Genomic DNA, 21452 nt, shown 5'->3' on the forward strand with positions numbered 1-21452 from the left:
CCGAGGTTTGACAATGATTCTCAACAAGTTTGAGAATAGTTCTCATGGCTGCTCCCCGACTGCTCGCGTCCGCCCTCGCGCTCGGCACGCTGGCGCTCAGCGGCTGCGGCGCCCTGGGCCTCGGGGACTCCGCGGCCGGCGCCGAGGGGACGCCCGTGGCCGCCGCGCTCTACCCGATCCAGTACGTCACGGAGCGGGTGGCCGGCGACGTCCTCGACGTCGAGAACCTCACCTCCGCCGGCGGGGAGCCGCACGACCTCCAGCTCGGGCTCCTGGAGACCGCACAGGTCGCGGACGCGCCCCTGGTCGTCCACGTCAGCGGACTGCAGCCGGCCGTCGACGAGGCCGTGGAGCAGAACGCGTCCGGCGTCGTGCTGGACGCCGCGGACGTCGTGGACCTGGTGCCGTTCGACGAGCACGAGGAGCACGAGGGCGAGCACGCCGAGGACGAGGGGCACGAGGGCCACGACCACGGCGAGGACGACCCGCACTTCTGGCTGGACCCGCTGCGGATGGCCGCGCTCGGCGACGCGGTCGCCGAGGAGCTGGCCACGATCGTGCCGGACGAGGCCGAGACGTTCGCCGCCAACGCGGCCGCGCTGCGCGCCGACCTCGAGGAGCTCGACGCCGAGTACGCCGAGGGCCTGGCCGACTGCGCCACCTCCACCGTGGTCACCACGCACGACGCCTTCGGCTACCTCGAGCGCTACGGCCTGCACCTGGAGTCGATCGCCGGCATCTCCCCCGATGCCGAGCCGACGCCCGCCGCCCTCGCCGAGCTCCAGGACCTGATCGAGGAGGAGGGCATCACCACGGTCTTCTCCGAGACCCTGACCGGACCGGGGACCGCCGAGACCCTTGCCGGGGACGCGGGGGTGCGCACCGCGGTGCTGGACACCGTCGAGGCGCTGACCGACGACACCGCCGACGAGGACTACCTCTCCCTCATGCGCCGCAACCTCGCCGCCCTGCAGGAGGCGAACCGGTGTTGAGCGCCGCCGCACCGGTCATCGAGCTGACCGACGGGTCCGTGGCCATCGCCGGGCGACCGGTGGTGCGCGGCGTCGACCTGACCGTGCGCCAGGGCGAGTTCGTGACCCTGCTGGGCCCCAACGGGTCGGGCAAGTCGACCCTCGTCCGGGCGCTCACCGGCCTGCGTCCGCTGGCCCGCGGGTCGCTGCGGCTCTTCGGCACGCCGTACGAGACCTTCCGCGACCGGCACCGGATCGGGTTCGTCCCCCAGCGCACCGGCGCCGCCAGCGGCGTCCCGGCCTCGGTGGCCGAGGTCGTCGCGTCCGGGCGGCTGACCCGGCGCCGGCTGTTCCGGCCCGCCGGCAAGGACGACCGGGCCGCGGTCGCCGCGGCGCTCGAGCTGGTCGGGCTGGCGGACCGGGCCGGCGACAGCGTGGCGACCCTCTCGGGCGGGCAGCAGCAGCGGGTGCTGATCGCCCGCGCGCTGGCCGGCGAGCCCGACCTGTTCTTCCTCGACGAGCCGACCGCCGGCGTCGACCTGCCCAACCAGCACGCGCTCGCCGACGCCCTCGAGGCACTGTCCGGCTCGGGCAGCACGATCGTGCTGGTCACCCACGAGCTCGGGCCGATCGCGCCGCTCGTCGACCGCACGGTGGTGCTGCGCGACGGCCGGGTCGTGTACGACGGCCCGCCGCTCGCCGTCGACGACGCGCACGGCCACCACCACCCCCACGAGGGCCGGCACGACCACCACCCCGGGATCGTGGCGCCGCTGGACCGACGCGACCAGGACGTGCGCTGGTGATCGAGCTCCTCTCCTACCCCTTCATGCAGCGCGCGCTGCTGGCCGCGTTCGTCACCGGGCTCGCCGCCCCCGTGATCGGCACCTACCTCGTGCAGCGCCGGCTCGCGCTCCTCGGCGACGGGCTCGGCCACGTGGCGGTCACCGGGGTGGCGCTGGGCCTGCTGACCGGGATCGCCCCCACCTGGACCGCCGTGGTCGTCGCCGTCGTCGGCGCGGTCGTCATCGAGGTGATCCGCGACCGCGGGCACACCAGCGGCGACCTCGCACTCGCCCTGCTCTTCTACGGCGGCCTGGCCGGCGGCGTGCTCATCACCGGGCTCGCCGGGCAGACCGGCGCGACGCTGCAGCAGTACCTCTTCGGCTCGATCACCTCGATCTCGCTCACCGACATCTGGTTCACGCTCGCCCTGGCGGTGGTGATCCTGCTGCTCGGCCTCGGCCTGCTCCCCCAGCTCTTCGCGGTCGCCCAGGACCAGGAGTTCGCCCAGGTCGCCGGCGTCAACGTCCGGGCCTACAACCTGCTGGTCGCGGTCCTCGCCGCGGTCACCGTCACGATCGCGATGCGCACCGTGGGACTGCTCCTGGTCTCCGCGCTGATGATCGTCCCGGTCGCGACGTCCCAGCAGCTGGCCCGGTCCTTCCGCGTCACGGTCGCCGGTGCGGTGGTCGTCGGGGCCGGTGCCGCGGTCGGCGGCCTGCTGGTCTCGGCGTACCTCTCGGTGCACCACGACGTCTCCGTCGCCCCCGGCCCGACCATCGTGCTGCTCGCTCTCGCATGCTTCATCGCCACCTGGCCGGTCGGTGCGGTCCTGCGCCGCCGCCAGCGGCTCGTGACGCCGTTCGCCGCCGAGGACGTCGAGGAGCACGAGGTGTGCGAGGGGCACGCCCACGAGCACGGGCCCGACTGCGGCCACGTGGCCGTCACCCACGGCGACCACGTCGACTACGTCCACGACGGGCACCGGCACGCCGTCCACGGGAGGCACTATGACGAGCACTGAGCCCCCGCTGCGCCCGACCCGGCAGCGGCTGGCGGTCGTCGAGGCGATGGCCTCCGTCGAGGACTTCCGGTCCGCGCAGGAGATCCACGAGCTGCTCGGCGACCGCGGCGAGCCGGTCGGCCTCGCCACCGTCTACCGCACCCTGCAGCGGCTCGCCGACGCCGGCGAGGTCGACCTGCTGCGCACCGAGGACGGCGAGGCCGTCTACCGCCGCTGCTCCGGCACCCACCACCACCACCTGGTCTGCCGCGACTGCGGCCGCACCGTCGAGGTCGAGGGCCCCGGCGTCGAGCGGTGGACCCGGTCCATCGCCGCCGAGCACGGCTTCACCGACGTCAGCCACACCCTGGAGATCTTCGGCACCTGCCCCGGCTGCCGCTGACCTGCCCCCGTTCGCGCCGCCGGGGCCCCGGGACGTCATACGAACTGGTCGCGACAGCCGCCACCTCGTATGACGTCCCGGACGCACCCGGGCGATCCCGCCGCCCGTCAGACGACGACCCAGATCCCCAGGGCGATCGCGAACACCGAGAGGCCGAGCGTCGTCTCCAGCACGGTCCAGGTCTTCAGGGTCGTGGGGACGTCCATGCCGAAGAAGCGGCCGACCAGCCAGAACCCCGAGTCGTTGACGTGGGAGAGGACGGTCGCGCCGGCGGCGATGGCGACGACCAGGAGGGTGAGCTGCAGGTCGCCGAGGTTGGCCTCGTCGACCGAGGCGGCGATCAGTCCCGCCGTGGTGGTGATGGCGACGGTCGCCGAGCCCTGGGCGACGCGGAGCAGCGTCGCGATCACGAACGCCTGCACGATCAGCGAGAACCCGAGGTCCGAGAGCGAGCCGCTGAGGGCGGCGCCGATGCCGGAGAGCTCGAGGATGCCGCCGAACATGCCGCCGGCGCCGGTGATCAGGATGATCGAGCAGACCGGGCCGAGGGCCTGGTCGAACAGCTCGCTGATCCGGGCCATCGACACCCGCGGGCGCCCGAGCACGACGATCGCCGCCAGCACCGTGAGCAGCAGCGCGACCGAGGTCTGGCCGAGCAGCGACAGCGCCGCGACCCACCCGGCCTCCTCGTCGACCACGTCGGCGGACGCGAGCGTCGCCAGCACCGTGTCGAAGGAGATCAGCACCATCGGCAGCAGCAGGAGCGCGAGCACGGTCGCGAACGACGGCGGCCGGCGGCCGGCGTCCTCGTCCTCCTCGGCGCTCATCACCTGGCCGAGCACCGCGTCGGTGACGGCGACGTGGACGCGCGCCGCCATCACGCGGGAGACCAGCAGCACGCCGACGTACCAGGCGAGGACGGCGATCGGCACGCCCAGCACCAGCGTGAGCCCGATGTCGGCGCCGATCTGCTCCGCCGCGGCGACCGGGCCGGGGTGCGGCGGCACGACCGCGTGCATGGCCGCGAAGGCCCCCGCCGACGGCAGCGCGTAGGCGAGCACCGAGCCCCCGAACCGGCGCGCGACGGTGAAGATGACCGGGAGGAACACCACCAGCCCGGCGTCGAAGAAGATCGGGAACCCGAACAGCAGCGACGCGACGCCCAGGGCCAGCGGGGCCCGCTTCTCCCCGAACCGGGAGATCAGCCGGTCGGCGAGGACCTGGGCCCCGCCGGTCACCTCCAGCAGCCGCCCCAGCATCACGCCGAAGGCGACCAGGAGCGCCACGGACCCGAGCGTGTCCGCGAACCCGAAGAGCAGGGCGTCGGGGATCTCCGCCGGGTCGAAGCCGACCGCCACCGCCGTCACGACGCTGACGAGCACCAGCGCGACGAAGGCGTGCAGCTTGACGACGATGATGAGGACGAGCAGGAGGGCGACGGACGCGGCGGCGATGAGCAGCAGCACCGCGGTCCCGTACGCCGGGTCGATGGGCTCCACGGCAACCTCCGGGGTCGGGCGGACACCGGCGTCCGCTGACCGGTCCCTGCCCGGTCGCGGCCGGGGACAATCCCGGCGCCCGCTCAGCCCGAGTAGGCGACCTCGGCGCTCCAGACGTCCTCGTCCTGGCGCGCCGCGGCGACCAGCGCCTCCGCCACCCGGTCGGGGCTGAACGGGCCGTCCGGCGCGAGGGTGCCGCGCACGGTGACCGAGACCGCCCGGATCCCGTCGGGCCGCAAGGTGGCGTCCAGGCTCTGCACGAGGTTGCGCACCCCCGCCTTCTGGACGCCGAGCGAGGCCGCGCGGTGCCAGGGCCGGTCGGCGGCCATGCTGCCGGTGACGGTGACCCTGCTCCCCGCGCCGAGGTAGGGCCGCAGCGTCTGGACCGCCGTGAGCAGCACGCCCACGCCCAGCGCGACGTCGGCGAGCAGCTCGGCGACGGTGAGCTCGAGCGGGTCCTTCTCCCGGTAGGCGCTCGGGTTGACGTGCAGCACGTCGACGCGACCGAACCAGTCGGCGAGCCGGACCAGGGCCAGGCGGGCCGCCTCGGTGTCGGTGAGGTCGGCGACCTCGGTCGCCACCTCGGCCCCGGCCGCGCGCACCTGGTCGGCGAGCGCGGCGAGCGCCTCGCCGTCCCTCCCCACCAGCGCGACCGACCAGCCCTCCGCGGCGTACCTCCGGGCCAGCGACCCGCTGACGCCCGGCCCCGCTCCGACCACGACCACCACGCGCTCCGTCATGAGCACACCGTAGGGCTCCCGACTGGGTGTCGCTGCTGCTCGGGTCCTACGCTGGGCCTCGTCCATTCGGTTGCCCCTGGCAACGACTTCTCGTCAGGAGCAGCCTTCCCGTGCCACGCACCGTCCCCCGCGGCAGCCGTCCGATCACCTTCGCCGTCCTCGCGGTCTCGGTGGCGTCCTTCGTGCTGCTGCAGTCGCTCGTCGTCCCCGTGCTCACCGAGACCCAGCGCGAGTTCGACACCGACCAGGCGACCGTGACCTGGGTGCTGACCGCGTACCTGCTCTCGGCGTCCATCTGCACCCCGCTGCTGGGCCGTCTCGGCGACGCCGTCGGGAAGCGCCGGATGCTCGTGATCACCCTCTCCGCGCTGGCCGTCGGGTCACTGGCGGCCGCCCTGGCGCCCAGCATCGGCTGGCTGATCGCCGCCCGCGTGGTGCAGGGCGCCGGCGGCGGGGTGCTCCCCCTCGCCTTCGGCATCATCCGCGACGAGTTCCAGGAGCGGATGACGACCGCGATCAGCGTGCTGTCCTCGCTGACCGCCGTCGGCTTCGGCGCCGGCATCGTCGTGGCCGGCCCGATCGTCGGGTCGCTCGGCTACGACTGGCTCTTCTGGATCCCGATGATCGCCACCAGCCTGGCGGCGCTCGCGGCCCTGCTGTTCATCCCGGAGTCCCCGGTGCGCACCCCCGGCCGGATGCCGGTGGTGCCGGCGATCCTGCTCTCCGTCTGGCTGATCGCCCTGCTGCTCGCGCTGAGCGAGGGCAACGCGTGGGGCTGGCTGTCCGGCCGCGTGCTGGGCCTGTTCGCGGTCGCCGTCCTCGTCGCCGCGGCGTGGGTGGTCGTCGAGCGCCGGGTCCCCGTGCCGATGATCGACATGGACATGATGCGGCTGCGCGGCGTCTGGACGACGAACCTGGTCGCGCTGTTCGTGGGCTTCGGCATGTTCGCCTCGTTCGGGTTCCTCCCGCAGTTCCTGCAGACCCCCGCGTCCGCCGGGTACGGCTTCGACGCGACCATCACCGAGTCCGGTCGGCTGCTGGTGCCCTCGGCGATCGCCAGCTTCATCATGGGCTTCGCCACCGCCCGGCTGGTGCGCGCGCTCGGCGCCCGCGTGGTGATCGGCACCGGCGCGGTGCTGACCGCCGCGGCGTTCTTCTCGGTCGCCCTGTGGCACGACGCCACCTGGCAGCTGTACGCCGCGACCACGGTCCAGGGCGTCGGGTCCGGGCTGGTCTTCGCCAGCCTCGCGGGGGTCGTGGTGACCTCGGTCCCGCCGGCGCAGACCGGCGTGGCCAGCGGCATGAACGCCAACATCCGCACCATCGGCGGCTCCATCGGCTCCGCGATGATGGCCGGCATCGTGACCGCCAAGGTCGACGACCTCGGCATCCCGGTCGAGCGCGGCTACACCGTCGGGTTCTTCGTCCTCGGCTGCGGCCTGCTGCTCGCGGCCGCCGCGGCGGCGTTCGTCCCGAACACGCACCGGCAGTCGACGAGCGGTCCGCTCGAGGACGCCGACAACGCCGAGCTCGGCTTCGTCCCGGCAGCGAGCCCCGGTCAGAGGTAGAGGCCGGTGGCCTCGTCGGCGAGCCGGTCGGCCGCCACCGCGTGCACGTCGCGCTCGCGCAGGACGACGTACGTCTCGCCGTGGACCTCGACCTCTGCCTTGTCCTCGGCGTCGAAGAGCACCCGGTCGCCGGCCTCGATCGCCCGCGCCTGCGGGCCGACGGCGACGACCTTGGACCAGGACAGCCGGCGGGCGCCCATGGCGGCGGTCGCGGGGATGACGATGCCGCCCGTCGACTTGCGCTCCCCGGCGTCGCGATCGACCTCCACGAGGATGCGGTCGTGCAGCATCTTGATGGGAGTCTTGTCGGTCATCAGGACTACTTGACGACCTTCCGGACGACCACGACCAGGACGACGGCGCCGAGCACGGCGCCCGCGACCTTGAGGATGTTGTCGGTGCGCGGCTGACCGGTCGCCGGGTCGACGAAGTGCGCCTTCAGCGAGGCGATCTCGCGGTTGGCGATCGTCTTGGGGCTCGACCGGTAGAGGAGCTGGTCGATCGTGGTGGCCAGATGCTCGCGCGCCTCCTCGATCTCACGCTCGAGGGACGACGTGTCGTTGTCCTTGCTCACCATCGTCTCCTCCGTACGCCGAACGGTCGGGTGGAGGCTATCAACCTTGCGGCGGGGCCGGGCGCGTGGTGCGCGGGTCGAAGCCGAACGGGAGCTCCAGCCGGTGGGCGCGCATCAGCGCGTCGTCGGTCAGCACGTCGTACGTCGCGCCGTCGGCGACCACCGTCCCGCCGCTGAGCACGACCGAGCGCGGGCAGAGCTCCAGGGCGTACGGCAGGTCGTGGGTGACCATCAGCACCGTCACGTCGAGCGAGCGCAGGATGTCGGCGAGCTCGCGCCGCGAGGCGGGGTCGAGGTTGGAGGACGGCTCGTCGAGCACCAGGACCTCCGGCTCCATGACCAGCACGGTCGCGACCGCGACCCGGCGCCGCTGGCCGAAGGAGAGGTGGTGCGGCGGCCGGTCGGCGTGCTCGGCCATCCCGACCTGCTCCAGCGCGGCGAGCACCCGCCGGTCCAGCTCGGCGCCGCGCACCCCGAGGTTGGCCGGCCCGAACGCGACGTCCTGGCGCACCGTCCCCATGAACAGCTGGTCGTCGGGGTCCTGGAAGACGATGCCGACGCGCCGGCGTACCTCGGCGAGGTGCGGCTTGGCGACCGGCAGGCCGCTGACCTCGACGGTGCCCGCGCCGGCGGTGAGGATCCCGTTCAGGTGCAGCACCAGGGTGGTCTTGCCGGCGCCGTTCGGGCCGAGCATGGCGACCCGCTCCCCGCGGTGGACGTGCAGGTCGACGCCGTACAGCGCCTGGTGGCCGTCGGGGTAGGCGTAGGCCAGGCCGCGTACGTCGAGCACCGGCGTGGTCACGCGGCGTCCCGGGTCTCCGGGAGGCGGCCGGTGTAGCCGCGCGAGACCATCGCGAGGTGCACGCGCTCGCCGCGCTCGTAGCTGCGGATGAACAGCGCGCCGAGCGAGCGCGCCAGCGCCGGCCAGTGCCGCGGCGAGCGGGGCTCGCAGCCGCGGGACCGCATCGAGGTCAGCATCCGCCCCATCTCGGCGGTGACCACGTCGAGGTAGCGGATCATGAAGCCCATGATCTGCACGATCAGCTCGGGCATCCGGAGCCGCTGCAGGCCGGCCAGGACCGCGGTGGGCTCGGTGGTCGCGGCCATCGTCAGCGACGCGAGGACGCCGAGGGTGCCCTTGGCGAGCAGCCCCCACGCGGCGAGCAGCCCCGGCTCGGAGACGCTCAGCCCGAGCACCTCGGTGCGCGGGCCGGTCGCCACGAACGGCATCAGCACCGCGAACACCACGAACGGCACCTCGACCACCATCCGCTTCGCCAGGTAGCCGAACGGCACCCCGCTCAGCGCGATCACGCCCAGCAGGACGGCGAGGAACCCGGCGTACGCGGCGTACCACTCGCGGGGGGTGGCCACGACGGCCAGCACGAACGCCAGCAGGGCCAGCAGCTTGAGGTGCGCCGGCGCCCGGTGGAGGGGGCTGTGGCCGTGGTAGTGCAGCCGGTGGCCGTGGCCGGCGCCCACTAGCGGGCTGCCTCGTCCTTCTGGGGCGCGTCGGTCACTGTGTCGGCGTGGGGCGCGGCCGTCGGGCCGCGGCGGCGTACCGCCCAGGCGAGCCCGCCGGCCAGGGCCAGGACGAGCAGCACCCCGAGCACGCCGGCCAGGCCGCCGCTGAGGCGCTCGTCCTCGACCCCCTCGGTCTGGTAGTCGGCGAGCGGGCTGTCCGCGACGGGCGAGTCCTCCGCGGAGTCGAGGAACCCGGTCTGCTCGGCGACGTGCTCGAGCCCGTCGGGGTGGCTGCTGGCGTAGTAGCTGGCGACCCCGGCGACGAGGAGCGCGACCACGAGGGCGACGGCGAAGAAGCGGCGCGACCTCATGCCGGCACCGTCCGGATCTCGAGCTCGCGGGTGGCGAGCAGGCTGCGGGCGCCGTGCACCAGGTCGGGGCGGGCGGTGACGACCGCGCCGACCACCAGGCCGGTGATGAGGGCCTCGCCGAGGCCGATCAGGACGTGCCAGCCGAGCATCGCGGTCAGCACGGTGCCGGTGTCGATGGGCACCTGGCCGCCGACCGCGAAGAGCAGGGTGAAGACCGCGGCGGCCACGGGCACCGAGACCAGCGCCGCGATCGCGGCGGCGGGGGCGACCACGCCGAGCCGGCGGGGCAGGACGGCGCGGAGCCCGCGGAAGACGAACCAGCCGACGACGACCGTCACCAGGCCGATCAGGGTGATGTTCGTGCCGAGGGCCGAGATGCCGCCGTCGGCCATGAACAGGCCCTGCACGAGGAGGACGACCGCCAGGCACAGGACCGCGGTCCAAGGCCCGACCAGCACGGCGGCGAGCGCGCCGCCCATCAGGTGGCCGCTGGTGCCGGCCCCCACCGGGAAGTTGATCATCTGGGCGGCGAAGACGAACGCCGCGACCAGGCCGGCCATCGGCGCGGTCCGGTCGTCGAGCTCGTGGCGCGCCCGGCGGAGGGCGATGCCGACGGCGGCGACGGCGACCACGCCGGTCGCGGCCGACGTCGGGACGTCGAGGAAGCCGTCAGGCACGTGCACGGGGGGCTCCTGCGGGGTGGAGGTCGGTGGGTAGGTTCGGGGACGACCCCGACCTCTCGACCATACGCTATTGCACATTGGTTGCAACAAGCGCTCAGCAGCAGGAGACCCCCGTGACCCTTCCCTCGCGCCTCGCCCCGGGCGACACCGCCCCGGAGTTCACGCTCACCGACGACACCGGCACCGAGGTCGGGCTCTCGGACTTCCTCGGCCGCAAGGTGATCGTGTACTTCTACCCCTCGGCGATGACGCCCGGCTGCACCAAGCAGGCGTGCGACTTCACCGACTCGCTCGACTCGCTCCGTGCCGAGGGCTACGAGGTCGTGGGCATCTCCCCCGACCCGCCGGAGAAGCTCGCGAAGTTCCGCGAGAAGGAGCACCTCACGATCCGGCTGCTCTCCGACCCCGACAAGACCGTGCTGCGCGAGTACGGCGCGTTCGGCGAGAAGAAGCTGTACGGCAAGACCGTCGAGGGCGTCATCCGCTCGACCGTCGTCGTCGACGAGGACGGCAAGGTCTTCCTCGCGCAGTACAACGTCAAGGCCACCGGCCACGTCGCCAAGCTCCGCCGCGACCTCGAGGCCAACTCCGCCGGCCCCGAGGAGCCCCACGCCGGCAAGAACTGACCCCCGGCCTGTGGAGAGCATCGCCGAGTCGGCGCACATGTGCGCCGACTCGGCGGATTCATCCACAGGCGGGCATCCCTAGACTGCTCACCGCACTCGGCCGGAGTGGTGGAACTGGCAGACACGCAGGTTTTAGGTACCTGTGCTCTAGGGCGTGGGGGTTCGAGTCCCCCCTTCGGCACGTACGACGTCACTCGACGCCGCGGGTCTCCTCGCGCAGGCGCGGCTCGGTGGCGAGCTCGGGGCGGATGCCGCGCTTGTCGGCGTAGAAGGCGCGGACCCGGTCCATGTCGGCGACCAGGTCGTCGGTGGGGGCGAAGGTCGGCCCCCAGCCGACGGTGCGGCTCGGCGCGTCGACGTACGCGAGCGTGATGGGCAGCCCGGTCTGCCGGGCGATCCGGTGGAAGCCGGACTTCCAGTGGTCGGAGCGCGAGCGGGTGCCCTCGGCGGCGATGCCGAGCAGGAACGACTCGTCGGTGGCGGCGTCCGCGATCAGCTCGCGGATGGTCGCGCCGGGGTTCTCCCGGTCCAGCGAGACCGCGCCGGTGGACCGCAGGAGGGGACCGAGCGGGCCGCGGAAGAACTCCTTCTTCACCAGCAGCCGGATCTGCACGCTGCTGTCCCACGCCAGGAGCAGGGTGAGCACCCAGTCCCAGTTGGAGGTGTGCGGGGCGCCGACGAGGACGCCCCGCGGGGGCACCGTCCCCGCCGTACGCCACCGGGACAGGCGGAGCGCGACCCGCGCGAAGGTACGGCGGACGAGGAAGTGTCGGTTCACGGTGCGAACCTAGCGCCGGCATGCAGGCGGGTCGCAGGGGTACCCGCCCGCATGGACTCCCCCACCCAGAGCCAGGGGCTCGCACTCGTCACCGGCGCCTCCAGCGGCATCGGGCTGGCGCTCGCCCGGCAGCTGGTCGGCCACGGCTTCGACCTTGTCGTCGCCGCCGAGGACCAGGGCATCCACGAGGCCGGCGCCGCGCTGGGCGCGGGGCAGCGGCTGGTGATCCCGGTCCAGGTCGACCTCACCGTGCCCGAGCAGGTCGAGCACCTGTGGCAGCAGGTCACCGACCTCGGGCGCCTCGAGGTCGCCGTCCTCAACGCCGGGGTGGGGGTCGGCGGCCGGTTCGCCGAGACCGCGCTCGAGCGGCACCTGAACCTCGTCGACCTCAACGTCCGCTCGACCGTCCACCTCGCCAAGCGGGCCGTGGACCACTTCGTCGCCCAGGGCCGCGGCCGGATCCTGGTCACCGCCTCGATCGCCGCGGTCGCGCCGGGCCCGTACCACGCGACGTACGCCGCCTCGAAGGCCTTCGGGCACTCGTTCGCGGAGGGGATCCGCGAGGAGCTGTCCGGGACCGGCGTGACCGTCACGTCGCTGATGCCGGGACCCACCGACACCGACTTCTTCCGGCGGGCCGACATGCTCGACACCCCGATCGGCCAGGGCAGGAAGGACGACCCGAACGACGTGGCGCGCGACGGGTTCGCGGCGATGATGGCCGGCAAGCCGCACGTGGTCGCCGGCTCGCTGAAGAACCGGGTGATGGCCGAGGCGGCCACCCACCTGCCCGACCGGATCGGCACCAAGGCGATGGCCGCGCAGACCAAGCCCCGCAAGGACCGCTGAAACCCCCCCCCCGCCTGAGGGCCGTCACTAGAGTCCGCCCATGGACTCCGCGCTCACCACCGTCGGGCTGCCGCTGGCGCTCGGCATCATCATGCTCGGCCTCGGGCTCAGCCTCACGCCCGACGACTTCCGTCGCGTCGGCCGGCACCCGCGCGCGGTCGCCGTCGCGCTGGCCTGCCAGCTGCTGCTGCTCCCGGCGCTCTGCTTCGGGCTGGTCACGCTGCTCGACCTGCCGCCGCTGCTCGCGATCGGGATGATGCTGCTCGCCGCCTCCCCCGGCGGCACGAGCGCCAACCTCTACAGCCACCTGTTCCGCGGGGACGTCGCCCTCAACGTCACGCTCACGGCGATCAACTCGATCATCGCGATCGTCTCGCTGCCGGTCATCACCAACCTCGCGATCGACTACTACGACCGCGGCGACACCGTCGACCTGCAGTTCAGCAAGGTGGTCGAGGTCTTCGCGGTCGTGCTGGTCCCCGTGGCGCTGGGCATGCTGGTGCGCGCCCGCCACGAGGACTTCGCCCGCCGCATGGACCGGCCGGTCCGCACCGGGTCGGCGGTGATCCTGGCCGTCCTGGTGCTCGGCATCATGCTCGACCAGCGCGACAGCATCGGGGACTACCTCGCCGAGGTGGGGCTCGCCGCGGGGCTGTTCTGCGCCGCCAGCCTGGTCATCGGGTACGTCGTGCCGCGCGCCGCCGGCGTCCGCGAGGAGCAGGCGATCGCCTCGTCGATGGAGATCGGCGTGCACAACGGCACGCTGGCGATCTACGTCGCGGTCGAGGTGCTCGACACCACGGAGATCTCGGTGCCGGCGGCGGTCTACTCGGTGATCATGTTCGTCTTCGCCGCCCTGTGGGGCGCGGCGATCAGCCGGCGGATCCGAGCCGACGGGCCAGCACGGGTGCCAGCTCCCTGAGCGCCTTGCCACGGTGGGAGATCGCGTCCTTCTCCTCCCGCGAGAGCTCCGCGGTCGTGAGGCCGGGGCGCTCGTCGGCGACGAACAGCACGTCGTAGCCGAACCCGCCGCTCCCCCGCACCTCGCGGGCGATGGTGCCGTCCATCCGTCCGTGGACGACGTCCTCGCCCCCGGCGTGCACGAACGCGACCGCGCACATGAAGTGCGCCCCGCGCCGCTCGTCGGGCACGTCGGCGAGCTGGGCGAGCAGCAGCGCGTTGTTGCGCGCGTCGTCCTTGGGCGGCCCCGACCAGCGCGCGGACAGCACCCCCGGCATGCCGTTCAGCGCGTCGACGCACAGGCCGCTGTCGTCGGCGACCGACGGCAGCCCGGTCGCGGCGTGCCCGGCCCGCGCCTTGAGCAGCGCGTTGCCGGCGAACGTCGGCTCGTCCTCGACCGGCTCGTCGTACGCCGCGACGTCGTCGAGGCCGACCACGCTCACCCCCGGCAGGTGCTCGGCGAGGATCCGCTCCATCTCCTGGAGCTTCTTCGCGTTCCGGGAGGCGAGGAAGACGCGGGGCGCGCTCGTCACGCCAGTGCCTCCTGCTGCATCCGGGTCAGGTCGGCGCAGCCCTTCTCGCCGAGCGCGAGCAGCGCGTCGAGCTCGGCGCGCGAGAACGCCGCGCCCTCGGCGGTGCCCTGCACCTCGACGAAGGCCCCGCCGCCGGTCATCACGATGTTCATGTCGGTCTCGGCGCGCACGTCCTCCTCGTAGGGCAGGTCGAGCCGCGGCACGCCGTCGATGATGCCGACGCTGACGGCCGCCACCGAGCCGGTCAGCGGCTCGCCCGTGAGCGCGCCGGTCGAGCGCAGGTGGGAGACGGCGTCGGCGAGGGCGACGTACGCCCCGGTGATCGCCGCGGTGCGGGTGCCGCCGTCGGCCTGGAGGACGTCGCAGTCGAGCTGGATGGTGTTCTCGCCGAGCGCTTCGTAGTCGATGACCGCGCGCAGCGAGCGCCCGATCAGCCGGCTGATCTCGTGGGTGCGGCCGCCGATCCGGCCCTTGACCGACTCGCGGTCGGAGCGGGTGTTGGTGGCGGCGGGGAGCATGGCGTACTCGGCGGTGACCCAGCCGAGCCCCGAGCCCTTGCGCCACCGCGGGACGCCCTCGGACGCCGACGCGGCGCACAGGACGCGGGTGCGCCCGAACTCGACGAGCACCGACCCGGCGGCGTGGTCCAGCCAGTGGCGGGTGATCGTGATGGGGCGGAGCTCGTCGTCGGCGCGACCGTCGGCACGTGTCATGCGGGCCACGCTAGTGCGCGGCGGGGACAGCCCGGCCCCGGCCCCAGCCCCGGATGCGGAGCCGGGGCCGGGGCCGGGCGTCAGGTGCCTACTTGAACTCGATCCGCAGCAGCCGCAGGGTGCCGAGGACCAGCGGGATGACCAGCCAGATGAAGCCGGACGTCGCGATCTGGGCCCACTCCTCCCCGGTCGGGGTGTAGTCGCCGGAGAACAGCGGCATCTGCGCGGTGTTGAACTCGATCCACGGCGCGACCTTCTCGAAGCCCTCGCTCAGCACGCTGAGGATGCCGACCGCGATCGGCAGGATCAGGCTGTAGGCGAAGTAGCCGACGATCGCGGCCGGGGTGTTCATCAGCAGCATCGCGATCGCGAAGCCGATCAGGATCCCGATCACGTTCGCCAGCACGAAGCCGTTGAACAGCTGGCTGCCCTCCACCGACCACTCGGGCGACGCGCCGGTCGCGATCCCGAGCAGGGTGCCGAACACGGCCAGCGCGACGGCCAGCACCATGACGACCGCGGCGAGGACCAGGCCGGCGAGGAACTTCGCCACGACCACCCGGGGGCGGCGCGGCTCGAGGGTGAAGGTGACCAGGCCCGTGCGCTGGCTCGACTCGCTGGTCACCAGCATGATGATCAGGATCGGGAGGAAGTAGCCCAGGACGCCGCCCGCGGCGCTGAGGAAGCCCTCGAAGTCCTTGCTGTCGTCGGGCGCGAGCAGCGCCCAGATGACCTCGACGGCGAGGACCAGCCCGACGATCGCGATCGTGAACCACAGGCCGGCGCGGGTGTCGACCGCCTTGCGCACCTCGACCTTGACCAGGGTCGCGAGCGGGACCTTCCGGGTGCCCGAGACGTCCATGGTCATCGAGCCGGGGGTGCTGACGCTCGTGCTCATGCGGGTGCTCCTGTCTGCTGGGTCGCGGCCGAGGGGTGGCCCTCGCGCTGGGAGCCGGAGGTGAGCTCGAGGAACAGGTCCTCGAGCCCGGCGCCCCCGGTGCGGAGGTCGCTGAGGACGATGCCGTGCTCCAGGGCGGCGCGGCCGACCTGGACCGGCTCGGCCTCCACCCGCAGGCCGTCGCCCGCGCTGGTCACCCCGACGCCCCGGGCCCGGAGGGCCTCGGCGAGCGCCGCGTTGTCGAGCGAGGTGACCAGGGTGGACGCCTTTCCGGACCCGGCCAGCAGCGACTCCCGGTCGCCCTGGGCGACGATCTTGCCGCGACCGATGAGGATCATCTCGTCGGCGATCAGCTCCACCTCGTGCAGCAGGTGGCTGGAGAGCAGCACGGTGCCGCCGCGCTCGGCGTACGAGGCCAGCAGGCCGCGCATCCAGCGGATGCCGGCCGGGTCGAGGCCGTTGGCGGGCTCGTCGAGGATCAGCACCGACGGGTCGCCGAGCAGCGCGTGGGCGATGCCGAGGCGCTGCCGCATGCCGAGGCTGTAGTTGCGCAGCCGGCGCTTGGACTCGGCGTCGGTCAGCGAGACCAGCGCCAGCATCTCGTCGACGCGCGAGGAGGGCAGGCCCATCGTCTGGGCACCGAGGGTGAGGATCTCGCGGCCCGTGCGGCCGGCGTGCTGGGCGGAGGCGTCGAGCAGGACGCCGACGTGGCGCCCGGGGTTCGGGATGTCCTGGTAGAGGTGGCCACCGATGGTGCACCGGCCTCGGGTGGGCGGGGTGAGCCCCACCATGACGCGCATGGTGGTCGTCTTGCCGGCGCCGTTGGGACCGAGGAAGCCGGTCACCCGTCCGGGCTGGCAGACGAAGCTCACGTCGTCGACGGCGGTGAACGCGCCGTACGTCCGGGTGAGTCCTTCAACTGTGATCATGGGTCCAGCCTGCCTGAGTTCGGCGCCGGGCGCATCGGACGCGCGGCGGTCACCACCCCCTACCTCGGTAGGGGTGCGCCGAGACCGGCGGTGGTGCCGCGCGACCCCGGGCGGCCCCTAGCCTGAGCGGGTGGACCGACCGACCCCCGAGGAGTACCAGCCTCGGCTGACCCCGTGGGGCCACGTCTGGCGCACCCTGCTGTCGGTCCTGATCAGCGGCGCCGTCTGGGCGACGGTCGTCGGGCGGCAGTCCGAGCCGATGCGGTACGCCGACGTGGCGCTCGGCCTGGTCGCGTTCGGCGTGGTGCTGCTCCGCCGGCGGTGGCCGGTCGGGGTGGCGCTGGCGACCAACCTGCTCGGCACCTTCTCGGCGCTCGCCGCCGGACCCGCGACGCTCGCCCTGGTGTCCCTGGCGACCGAGCGGCGGTGGAGCCGGATCGTCCCGGTCGCCGGGCTGGCCTTCGCCTCGGCCCAGGTCTTCGCCGTCCTCAATCCCACCACCGAGGACGACCCGTGGTGGCTCACCACCGCGATGAACCTGATCGTGATCGCCGCGGTGACCGCCTGGGGCATGTACCTCGGGTCGCGCCGCGAGCTGATCTGCACCCTGCGCTCGCGGGCCGAGCGCGCGGAGGCCGAGCAGGAGCTGCTCGCCGTGCACGCCCGCGACAACGAGCGCGCCCGGATCGCGCGGGAGATGCACGACGTGCTCGCCCACCGGATCTCCCAGATCTCGCTGCACGCGGGGGCCCTCGGGTTCCGCGAGGACCTCACCGCCGACGAGATGCGCGCCAGTGCGGGCATCGTCCAGGAGGCCGCGCACGAGGCGCTGACCGACCTGCGGGCCGTGCTCGGCGTGCTGCGCGACACCGACACCGGCGAGCTCTTGCACAGCCCGCAGCCGACGTACGCCGACCTCCCGGGGCTGGTCGAGGAGGCCCGGGCGGCCGGCACCCGGGTGGAGTACGACGACCTGGTCGCGCACGCCGAGGACGTGCCGGCCTCGGTCGGGCGGACGCTCTACCGGATCGTCCAGGAGGGCATCACCAACGCCCGCAAGCACGCGCCGGGCGCGACCCTGTCGATCCGGGTGAGCGGGTCGCCCGACGACGGGATCGCTGTCGTGCTGCGCAACCCGGTCGGCTTCGGCCCCTCGCGCACGCCCGGGTCGGGGCTGGGCCTGGTCGGGCTGGCGGAGCGGGCGGTGCTGCGCGGCGGCCGTCTCGAGCACCGGCACGAGGGGTCCGCCTTCGTGCTCCGAGGATGGATACCGTGGGCCGCATGACCATACGCGTCCTGGTGGTCGACGACGACCCGCTGGTGCGCTCGGCGCTCCGGCTGATGCTCGGCGGGCAGCCGGACGTCGAGGTGGTCGGCGAGGCCGCCGACGGCCGGGAGGGCCTCGCGCTGGCGGAGTCCCTGCGGCCCGACGTCGTGCTGATGGACATCCGGATGCCGGTCCTCAACGGGCTGGAGGCCACCCGCGAGCTGCAGCGCGCCGCACGCCCCCCGCACGTCATCGTGCTCACCACCTTCGACGCCGACGACCACGTCGTCGAGGCGCTCGCGGCGGGCGCCGACGGGTTCCTGCTCAAGGACACCCCGCCGCCGCAGATCCTCGACGCGATCCGCACGGTGGCGGCCGGCGACCCGATGCTCTCCCCCTCCGCCACCCGCACGCTGATCGACCGGCTCCGCGCCGGCACGTCCACGGAGCGGGTCGCGGACGCCGAGCACCGGCTCGCGCTGCTCACCGAGCGCGAGCGGGACGTGGCGCTCGCCGTCGGCCGCGGGCTCAGCAACGCCGAGATCGCCGCCGAGCTCTACCTCTCGGTGCCGACGGTCAAGGCGCACGTGTCGCGCCTCTTCGAGAACCTCGTGGTCACCAACCGCGTGCAGATCGCGATCTGCGTCCACGACGCCGGCCTGGTCTGACGCAGCGGCGGTCGAGCACCGAAGCCGCCCCGGCCGGTGGTCGAGCAGCGAAGCCCGTCCCGGTGGTCGACCAGCGAAGCCCGTCACCGGTGGTCGAGCAGCGAAGCCGCGCTAGCGGGTGAGCGATGTCGAGACCCCGTGAGCCGACGTACGACGGCGACCCACGCCCTGCCCACGCTGCGGGGGTCTCGACAACGCTCGCTGGCGCTCGCTGCTCGACCACCGGTGGTTGAGCAGCGAAGCCGCGCTAGCTGTGATGCCCAGCCAGGTTGTTCAACCTGGTGATGGGTGCAGCCTTTCCGATTGCTGAGTGGGGCCGGTGGTGGTTGTACTGGTGGATCCATGCTGGCAGAGCCGCGAGTCGGGCGGCTTCGGAGTTGTAGAACTTCTTGAACGCCCAGCCCTCGGCCAGGGTGCGGTGGAACCGTTCGATCTTGCCGTTGGTCTGTGGTCGGTAGGGCCGGGTCTTCTTCGGTGTGATTCCCAGCTCGGCGCAGGTCTCGCGCCACAGGTGGGACTTGTAGCAGCTGCCGTTGTCGCTGAGCACCCGTTGCACGGTGACGCCGCGCTGGCCGAACCAGGCCACCGCGTTGCGCAGGACCAGTGCGGCGGTCTCCTTGGTCTCGTCGTCGTGGGCCTCGACGTAGGCGACGCGGGAGTGGTCGTCGATCACGGTGTGTAGGTAGCAAGTCCCGATCAACGGGCCGCGGTACTTGTTGCGGGGCTTGTTCGGCGTCGCGGCCCGGTTCTTCTCGCCCTGCTGCTTGCCGACATAGCGCCAGCCGCCGCCGTCGGGCACCTTGCCGAGCTTCTTGACGTCGACGTGGAGCAGGTCGCCGGGGCGTTCGTGCTCGTAGCGGCGAATGGGCTCCCCGGTCGCCCGGTCGACGTGGGTGAGCCGGTTGAGCCGGCACCGCACCAGCACCGCATGCACGGTCGAGGACGCCATGCCAAGCCGGTCGCCGATCTCGACTGGTCCGAGACGCTGCTTCCAGCGCAGGTGCACGATCTTGCGCACCACCGGCGCCGGTGTCCGGTTCGGCTGGTGGTGCGGGCGTGAGGACCGATCGGCCATGCCGGCGGGTCCTTCGGCGCAGTACCGATCGGCCCACTTCTTCGCGGTCCGCCAGGACACGTCGTAGCGTTCCGCGGCCCTCGGAATCGGCCAGCCCTGGTCAACTATCAGACGCGCCAGACGTAGCCGAGCACGTGGTGTCAGCGCAGCGTTGGCATGGGTAGCGTGGGACACGAAGGCCTCCTGGGTGTGAAGCGGTTCCTAGATAGCTCCACTCCACACCGGGAGGCCTTCACCCATCCATCGCCTCAGACCGTGTCGTCGCAGGTCCTCGACCAACGTGGCTGGGCATCACAGCTAGCGGGTGAGCGTGTCGAAACCCCGTGAGCCGACGTACGACGGCGACCCACGCCCTGCCAACACTGCGGGGGTCTCGACAACGGTCAGGCGCTGCGCGCCTTCCCTGCTCGACCACCGGACGGCGGGGCTACGGCGTGCCGAGCTCGTACGTCGCGCCGGGCGCGGCGAGCTCGAGCGGGCCGGCGTACCGGCCGCGGGCCTCCGCCAGCGCGATCGCGGGGTCGTGCCACGGGGGGACGTGGGTGAGCACCAGCTGCCGGACGCCCGCGCGGGCGGCGACGTCGCCGCCGTCGGCACCGGTGAGGTGCAGGTGCGGCGGGTTGTCGTCGCCCTCCCGGAAGGAGGCCTCGGCGAGCAGCAGGTCGGCGCCGGAGGCGACCAGGTCCAGGCCGGAGCAGGGACCGGTGTCGCCGCTGTAGGCCAGCACGGCGCCGTCGGCGGCGACCCGCAGCGCGAACGCCGGCACCGGGTGGTCGACCCCGATCGGCACCACCGCGAACGGGCCGACCTCGATCGGGCCGTCCCACTCGTGGAAGTCGAACTCGTGGCGCATCCCCGGGTCCAGCGGCAGGTCGTACGCGCGGGCGACGCGGTCGGCGGTGCCCACCGGGCCCCACACGGGGATCCGCGGCTGGGGGCCGCGGGGGTGGTACTTGCGCAGCACGTAGTAGCCGGCGAGGTCCAGGCAGTGGTCGGCGTGCAGGTGGCTGAGGAGCACCGCGTCGATCGTCAGCGGGTCGGCGTACCGGTGCAGCGACCCGAGCGCCCCGCTGCCGAGGTCGAGGAGCACCCGCCAGGTGCGGGAGCCGGTGCCGTCGTCGTGCTCGGCCTCCAGCAGGTAGCAGCTGGCGGCGGAGTCCGGGCCCGGGTAGGAGCCCGAGCAGCCGACGACGGTGAGCCTCATCGCAGGCCGCCCGCGAACTGGCTGGCCGCGACCATCTCCGGGCCGAGGAACCGGCGGCCGATGGTCTCGAACTCGTGGGGCTCGCCTGTGGTCACGAAGGTGTACGCCGGGTCGCCCGCGGTCCGCATCAGGCCGGTGGCGGTGAGCATCCGGTAGACGTCCTTGGCGCACTCCTCGGCACTGCTGACCAGCGTCACGTTGTCGCCCATGACGTAGGAGACCACGCCGGTGAGCAGCGGGTAGTGCGTGCAGCCGAGGATCAGCGTGTCGACCCCGGCGGCGGTCAGGGGGTCGAGGTACTCGTGGGCGACCGCCAGCAGCTCCTCGCCGCCGGTCACCCCCGCCTCGACGAAGTCGACGAAGCGCGGGCAGGCCTGGGTGGTGAGCTCGACGTGCGGAGCGGCGGCGAACGCGTCGTCGTACGCGAGCGACTCGGCGGTGGCGCGGGTGCAGATCACCCCGATCCGGCCGGTGCGGCTGGCGGCGACCGCGCGCCGGGTGGCCGGGTAGATGACCTCCACGACCGGCACGTCGTACCGCTCCCGGGCGTCGCGGAGCATCGCCGCGCTCGCGGAGTTGCAGGCGATCACCAGCGCCTTGACGCCCTCGGCGACGAGGTGGTCGAGGCACTCGAGGGCGTACTCGCGGACCTCGCCGATCGGCTTGGCGCCGTACGGCTGGCGGGCGGTGTCGCCGACGTAGCGGATCGACTCGTGCGGCAGCTGGTCGATCACCGAGCGGGCCACGGTGAGCCCCCCGAATCCGGAGTCGAAGATCCCGATGGGAGCCTCGAGATCGGCGGGGGTCGCGGGCGGCACGGACGCAACGGTAGGCCTTCGCCCTGCTCTGCGCACGGTGCAGCGATGGACGTCACGCGTGCGCCGGGTCACGCG

At 73.1% G+C, this 21452-nt stretch carries 26 protein-coding genes and 1 tRNA gene; 11 read left to right on the forward strand and 16 right to left on the reverse strand.

The window, feature by feature from the left end; translation table 11 throughout:
• Nucleotides 1-44 precede the first annotated feature (44 nt).
• Genes H4O22_RS20425 through H4O22_RS15445 form a run of 4 tightly spaced genes read left to right on the forward strand, consistent with a single transcriptional unit; the run spans nt 45 to nt 3160 of the window.
• Complete coding sequence (locus H4O22_RS20425; protein WP_220451181.1) at nt 45-992, forward strand: metal ABC transporter substrate-binding protein; 948 nt, start codon at nt 45-47, stop codon at nt 990-992.
• Nucleotides 986-1777: a metal ABC transporter ATP-binding protein gene (locus H4O22_RS20430; protein ID WP_220451182.1), complete on the forward strand. Its 792-nt coding sequence runs from the start codon at nt 986-988 to the stop codon at nt 1775-1777. Before H4O22_RS20425 ends, H4O22_RS20430 begins: the two co-directional genes overlap by 7 nt.
• The gene (locus H4O22_RS15440) at nt 1774-2778 is read left to right on the forward strand and encodes a metal ABC transporter permease (RefSeq protein WP_319804178.1); all 1005 of its coding nucleotides are present in this window, start codon (nt 1774-1776) and stop codon (nt 2776-2778) included. The genes H4O22_RS20430 and H4O22_RS15440 overlap by 4 nt, the downstream gene beginning before the upstream one ends.
• Nucleotides 2765-3160 (forward strand): Fur family transcriptional regulator, encoded by a 396-nt coding sequence (locus tag H4O22_RS15445; RefSeq protein ID WP_182524233.1) that lies wholly within the window; start codon nt 2765-2767, stop codon nt 3158-3160. Before H4O22_RS15440 ends, H4O22_RS15445 begins: the two co-directional genes overlap by 14 nt.
• Before the next feature lie 107 nt (nt 3161-3267).
• On the opposite strand, the gene H4O22_RS15450 is transcribed toward H4O22_RS15445, so the two are convergent.
• On the reverse strand, nt 3268-4659 hold the full coding sequence (locus tag H4O22_RS15450) for a GntP family permease (protein WP_182524234.1): 1392 nt from the start codon (nt 4657-4659) through the stop codon (nt 3268-3270).
• An 83-nt stretch (nt 4660-4742) separates the two neighbouring features.
• Nucleotides 4743-5399: an SDR family oxidoreductase gene (locus H4O22_RS15455; RefSeq protein ID WP_182524235.1), complete on the reverse strand. Its 657-nt coding sequence runs from the start codon at nt 5397-5399 to the stop codon at nt 4743-4745.
• Nucleotides 5400-5509: 110 nt separating this feature from the next.
• Here H4O22_RS15455 and H4O22_RS15460 point away from each other — a divergent pair, with 110 nt between their 5' ends.
• On the forward strand, nt 5510-6967 hold the full coding sequence (locus H4O22_RS15460) for an MFS transporter (RefSeq protein WP_220451183.1): 1458 nt from the start codon (nt 5510-5512) through the stop codon (nt 6965-6967).
• On the opposite strand, the gene H4O22_RS15465 is transcribed toward H4O22_RS15460, so the two are convergent.
• From H4O22_RS15465 to H4O22_RS15490, 6 genes are read right to left on the reverse strand one after another with little or no spacing between them, the layout of a single operon-like run.
• On the reverse strand, nt 6958-7281 hold the full coding sequence (locus H4O22_RS15465; protein ID WP_182524236.1) for a GroES family chaperonin: 324 nt from the start codon (nt 7279-7281) through the stop codon (nt 6958-6960). The genes H4O22_RS15460 and H4O22_RS15465 overlap by 10 nt on opposite strands.
• Nucleotides 7282-7286: 5 nt before the next feature.
• Complete coding sequence (locus H4O22_RS15470; protein WP_220451184.1) at nt 7287-7541, reverse strand: DUF3618 domain-containing protein; 255 nt, start codon at nt 7539-7541, stop codon at nt 7287-7289.
• 40 nt (nt 7542-7581) lie between these two features.
• The gene (locus tag H4O22_RS15475; protein WP_182524238.1) at nt 7582-8343 is read right to left on the reverse strand and encodes an energy-coupling factor ABC transporter ATP-binding protein; all 762 of its coding nucleotides are present in this window, start codon (nt 8341-8343) and stop codon (nt 7582-7584) included.
• Entirely contained in the window at nt 8340-9023 is a 684-nt protein-coding gene (cbiQ, locus tag H4O22_RS15480; RefSeq protein WP_182524239.1) for a cobalt ECF transporter T component CbiQ, read from the reverse strand. Before cbiQ ends, H4O22_RS15475 begins: the two co-directional genes overlap by 4 nt.
• Complete coding sequence (locus H4O22_RS15485; protein ID WP_182524240.1) at nt 9023-9376, reverse strand: PDGLE domain-containing protein; 354 nt, start codon at nt 9374-9376, stop codon at nt 9023-9025. Before H4O22_RS15485 ends, cbiQ begins: the two co-directional genes overlap by 1 nt.
• The gene (locus H4O22_RS15490; RefSeq protein ID WP_182524241.1) at nt 9373-10059 is read right to left on the reverse strand and encodes an energy-coupling factor ABC transporter permease; all 687 of its coding nucleotides are present in this window, start codon (nt 10057-10059) and stop codon (nt 9373-9375) included. The genes H4O22_RS15485 and H4O22_RS15490 overlap by 4 nt, the downstream gene beginning before the upstream one ends.
• A 113-nt stretch (nt 10060-10172) precedes the next feature.
• Between H4O22_RS15490 and bcp the strand changes: the two genes are divergently transcribed.
• Together bcp and H4O22_RS15500 are read left to right on the forward strand one after the other, a co-directional pair.
• Complete coding sequence (gene bcp, locus H4O22_RS15495) at nt 10173-10685, forward strand: thioredoxin-dependent thiol peroxidase (RefSeq protein ID WP_182524242.1); 513 nt, start codon at nt 10173-10175, stop codon at nt 10683-10685.
• A gap of 99 nt (nt 10686-10784) precedes the next feature.
• A tRNA-Leu gene (locus H4O22_RS15500) sits at nt 10785-10866 on the forward strand.
• A 9-nt stretch (nt 10867-10875) separates the two neighbouring features.
• On the opposite strand, the gene H4O22_RS15505 is transcribed toward H4O22_RS15500, so the two are convergent.
• Complete coding sequence (locus tag H4O22_RS15505; RefSeq protein WP_182524243.1) at nt 10876-11463, reverse strand: 1-acyl-sn-glycerol-3-phosphate acyltransferase; 588 nt, start codon at nt 11461-11463, stop codon at nt 10876-10878.
• A gap of 51 nt (nt 11464-11514) precedes the next feature.
• Between H4O22_RS15505 and H4O22_RS15510 the strand changes: the two genes are divergently transcribed.
• Together H4O22_RS15510 and H4O22_RS15515 are read left to right on the forward strand one after the other, a co-directional pair.
• Complete coding sequence (locus tag H4O22_RS15510) at nt 11515-12312, forward strand: SDR family NAD(P)-dependent oxidoreductase (RefSeq protein WP_182524244.1); 798 nt, start codon at nt 11515-11517, stop codon at nt 12310-12312.
• A gap of 40 nt (nt 12313-12352) precedes the next feature.
• A complete protein-coding gene (locus H4O22_RS15515; RefSeq protein WP_182524245.1) occupies nt 12353-13234 on the forward strand; it encodes a bile acid:sodium symporter family protein in 882 nt (293 codons plus the stop codon).
• Here H4O22_RS15515 and H4O22_RS15520 read toward each other — a convergent pair.
• The 4 genes from H4O22_RS15520 to H4O22_RS15535 all read right to left on the reverse strand — a co-directional run bounded on the left by H4O22_RS15520 (nt 13185) and on the right by H4O22_RS15535 (nt 16345).
• Nucleotides 13185-13748: a non-canonical purine NTP pyrophosphatase gene (locus tag H4O22_RS15520; protein WP_182527180.1), complete on the reverse strand. Its 564-nt coding sequence runs from the start codon at nt 13746-13748 to the stop codon at nt 13185-13187. The two genes, H4O22_RS15515 and H4O22_RS15520, sit on opposite strands and share 50 nt — an antisense overlap.
• A gap of 53 nt (nt 13749-13801) precedes the next feature.
• A complete protein-coding gene (gene rph, locus H4O22_RS15525) occupies nt 13802-14518 on the reverse strand; it encodes a ribonuclease PH (protein ID WP_182524246.1) in 717 nt (238 codons plus the stop codon).
• Nucleotides 14519-14606: 88 nt separating this feature from the next.
• Nucleotides 14607-15416: an ABC transporter permease gene (locus tag H4O22_RS15530; protein WP_182524247.1), complete on the reverse strand. Its 810-nt coding sequence runs from the start codon at nt 15414-15416 to the stop codon at nt 14607-14609.
• A complete protein-coding gene (locus H4O22_RS15535; protein WP_182524248.1) occupies nt 15413-16345 on the reverse strand; it encodes an ABC transporter ATP-binding protein in 933 nt (310 codons plus the stop codon). Before H4O22_RS15535 ends, H4O22_RS15530 begins: the two co-directional genes overlap by 4 nt.
• 130 nt (nt 16346-16475) lie before the next feature.
• Between H4O22_RS15535 and H4O22_RS15540 the strand changes: the two genes are divergently transcribed.
• Complete coding sequence (locus H4O22_RS15540; RefSeq protein WP_182524249.1) at nt 16476-17630, forward strand: sensor histidine kinase; 1155 nt, start codon at nt 16476-16478, stop codon at nt 17628-17630.
• On the forward strand, nt 17627-18280 hold the full coding sequence (locus tag H4O22_RS15545; protein WP_182524250.1) for a response regulator: 654 nt from the start codon (nt 17627-17629) through the stop codon (nt 18278-18280). Before H4O22_RS15540 ends, H4O22_RS15545 begins: the two co-directional genes overlap by 4 nt.
• 247 nt (nt 18281-18527) lie before the next feature.
• Here the strand turns inward: H4O22_RS15545 and H4O22_RS15550 are convergent, their stop codons facing one another.
• The 3 genes from H4O22_RS15550 to murI all read right to left on the reverse strand — a co-directional run bounded on the left by H4O22_RS15550 (nt 18528) and on the right by murI (nt 21377).
• Nucleotides 18528-19529, reverse strand: coding sequence for an IS481 family transposase (locus H4O22_RS15550; protein WP_182523469.1), 1002 nt, complete (start codon nt 19527-19529; stop codon nt 18528-18530).
• A gap of 253 nt (nt 19530-19782) precedes the next feature.
• Nucleotides 19783-20559 (reverse strand): MBL fold metallo-hydrolase, encoded by a 777-nt coding sequence (locus H4O22_RS15555; RefSeq protein ID WP_182524251.1) that lies wholly within the window; start codon nt 20557-20559, stop codon nt 19783-19785.
• Nucleotides 20556-21377: a glutamate racemase gene (gene murI, locus H4O22_RS15560; protein WP_182524252.1), complete on the reverse strand. Its 822-nt coding sequence runs from the start codon at nt 21375-21377 to the stop codon at nt 20556-20558. The genes H4O22_RS15555 and murI overlap by 4 nt, the downstream gene beginning before the upstream one ends.
• Nucleotides 21378-21452: the final 75 nt, after the last annotated feature.

The organism is Nocardioides dongkuii, assembly GCF_014127485.1.
GTDB classification, from domain to species: Bacteria; Actinomycetota; Actinomycetes; order Propionibacteriales; family Nocardioidaceae; genus Nocardioides; species Nocardioides dongkuii.

Excerpts from the sequence above, each read along its gene's own strand:
- H4O22_RS20425 (WP_220451181.1), top strand. The coding sequence starts at position 45 with ATGGCTGCTCCCCGACTGCTCGCGTCCGCCCTCGCGCTCGGCACGCTG.
- H4O22_RS15445 (WP_182524233.1), top strand. The coding sequence starts at position 2,765 with ATGACGAGCACTGAGCCCCCGCTGCGCCCGACCCGGCAGCGGCTGGCG.
- H4O22_RS15455 (WP_182524235.1), bottom strand. The coding sequence starts at position 5,399 with ATGACGGAGCGCGTGGTGGTCGTGGTCGGAGCGGGGCCGGGCGTCAGC.
- H4O22_RS15465 (WP_182524236.1), bottom strand. The coding sequence starts at position 7,281 with ATGACCGACAAGACTCCCATCAAGATGCTGCACGACCGCATCCTCGTG.
- H4O22_RS15485 (WP_182524240.1), bottom strand. The coding sequence starts at position 9,376 with ATGAGGTCGCGCCGCTTCTTCGCCGTCGCCCTCGTGGTCGCGCTCCTC.
- H4O22_RS15510 (WP_182524244.1), top strand. The coding sequence starts at position 11,515 with ATGGACTCCCCCACCCAGAGCCAGGGGCTCGCACTCGTCACCGGCGCC.
- H4O22_RS15515 (WP_182524245.1), top strand. The coding sequence starts at position 12,353 with ATGGACTCCGCGCTCACCACCGTCGGGCTGCCGCTGGCGCTCGGCATC.
- H4O22_RS15520 (WP_182527180.1), bottom strand. The coding sequence starts at position 13,748 with ATGGAGCGGATCCTCGCCGAGCACCTGCCGGGGGTGAGCGTGGTCGGC.
- rph (WP_182524246.1), bottom strand. The coding sequence starts at position 14,518 with ATGACACGTGCCGACGGTCGCGCCGACGACGAGCTCCGCCCCATCACG.
- H4O22_RS15530 (WP_182524247.1), bottom strand. The coding sequence starts at position 15,416 with ATGAGCACGAGCGTCAGCACCCCCGGCTCGATGACCATGGACGTCTCG.
- H4O22_RS15535 (WP_182524248.1), bottom strand. The coding sequence starts at position 16,345 with ATGATCACAGTTGAAGGACTCACCCGGACGTACGGCGCGTTCACCGCC.
- H4O22_RS15545 (WP_182524250.1), top strand. The coding sequence starts at position 17,627 with ATGACCATACGCGTCCTGGTGGTCGACGACGACCCGCTGGTGCGCTCG.
- H4O22_RS15555 (WP_182524251.1), bottom strand. The coding sequence starts at position 20,559 with ATGAGGCTCACCGTCGTCGGCTGCTCGGGCTCCTACCCGGGCCCGGAC.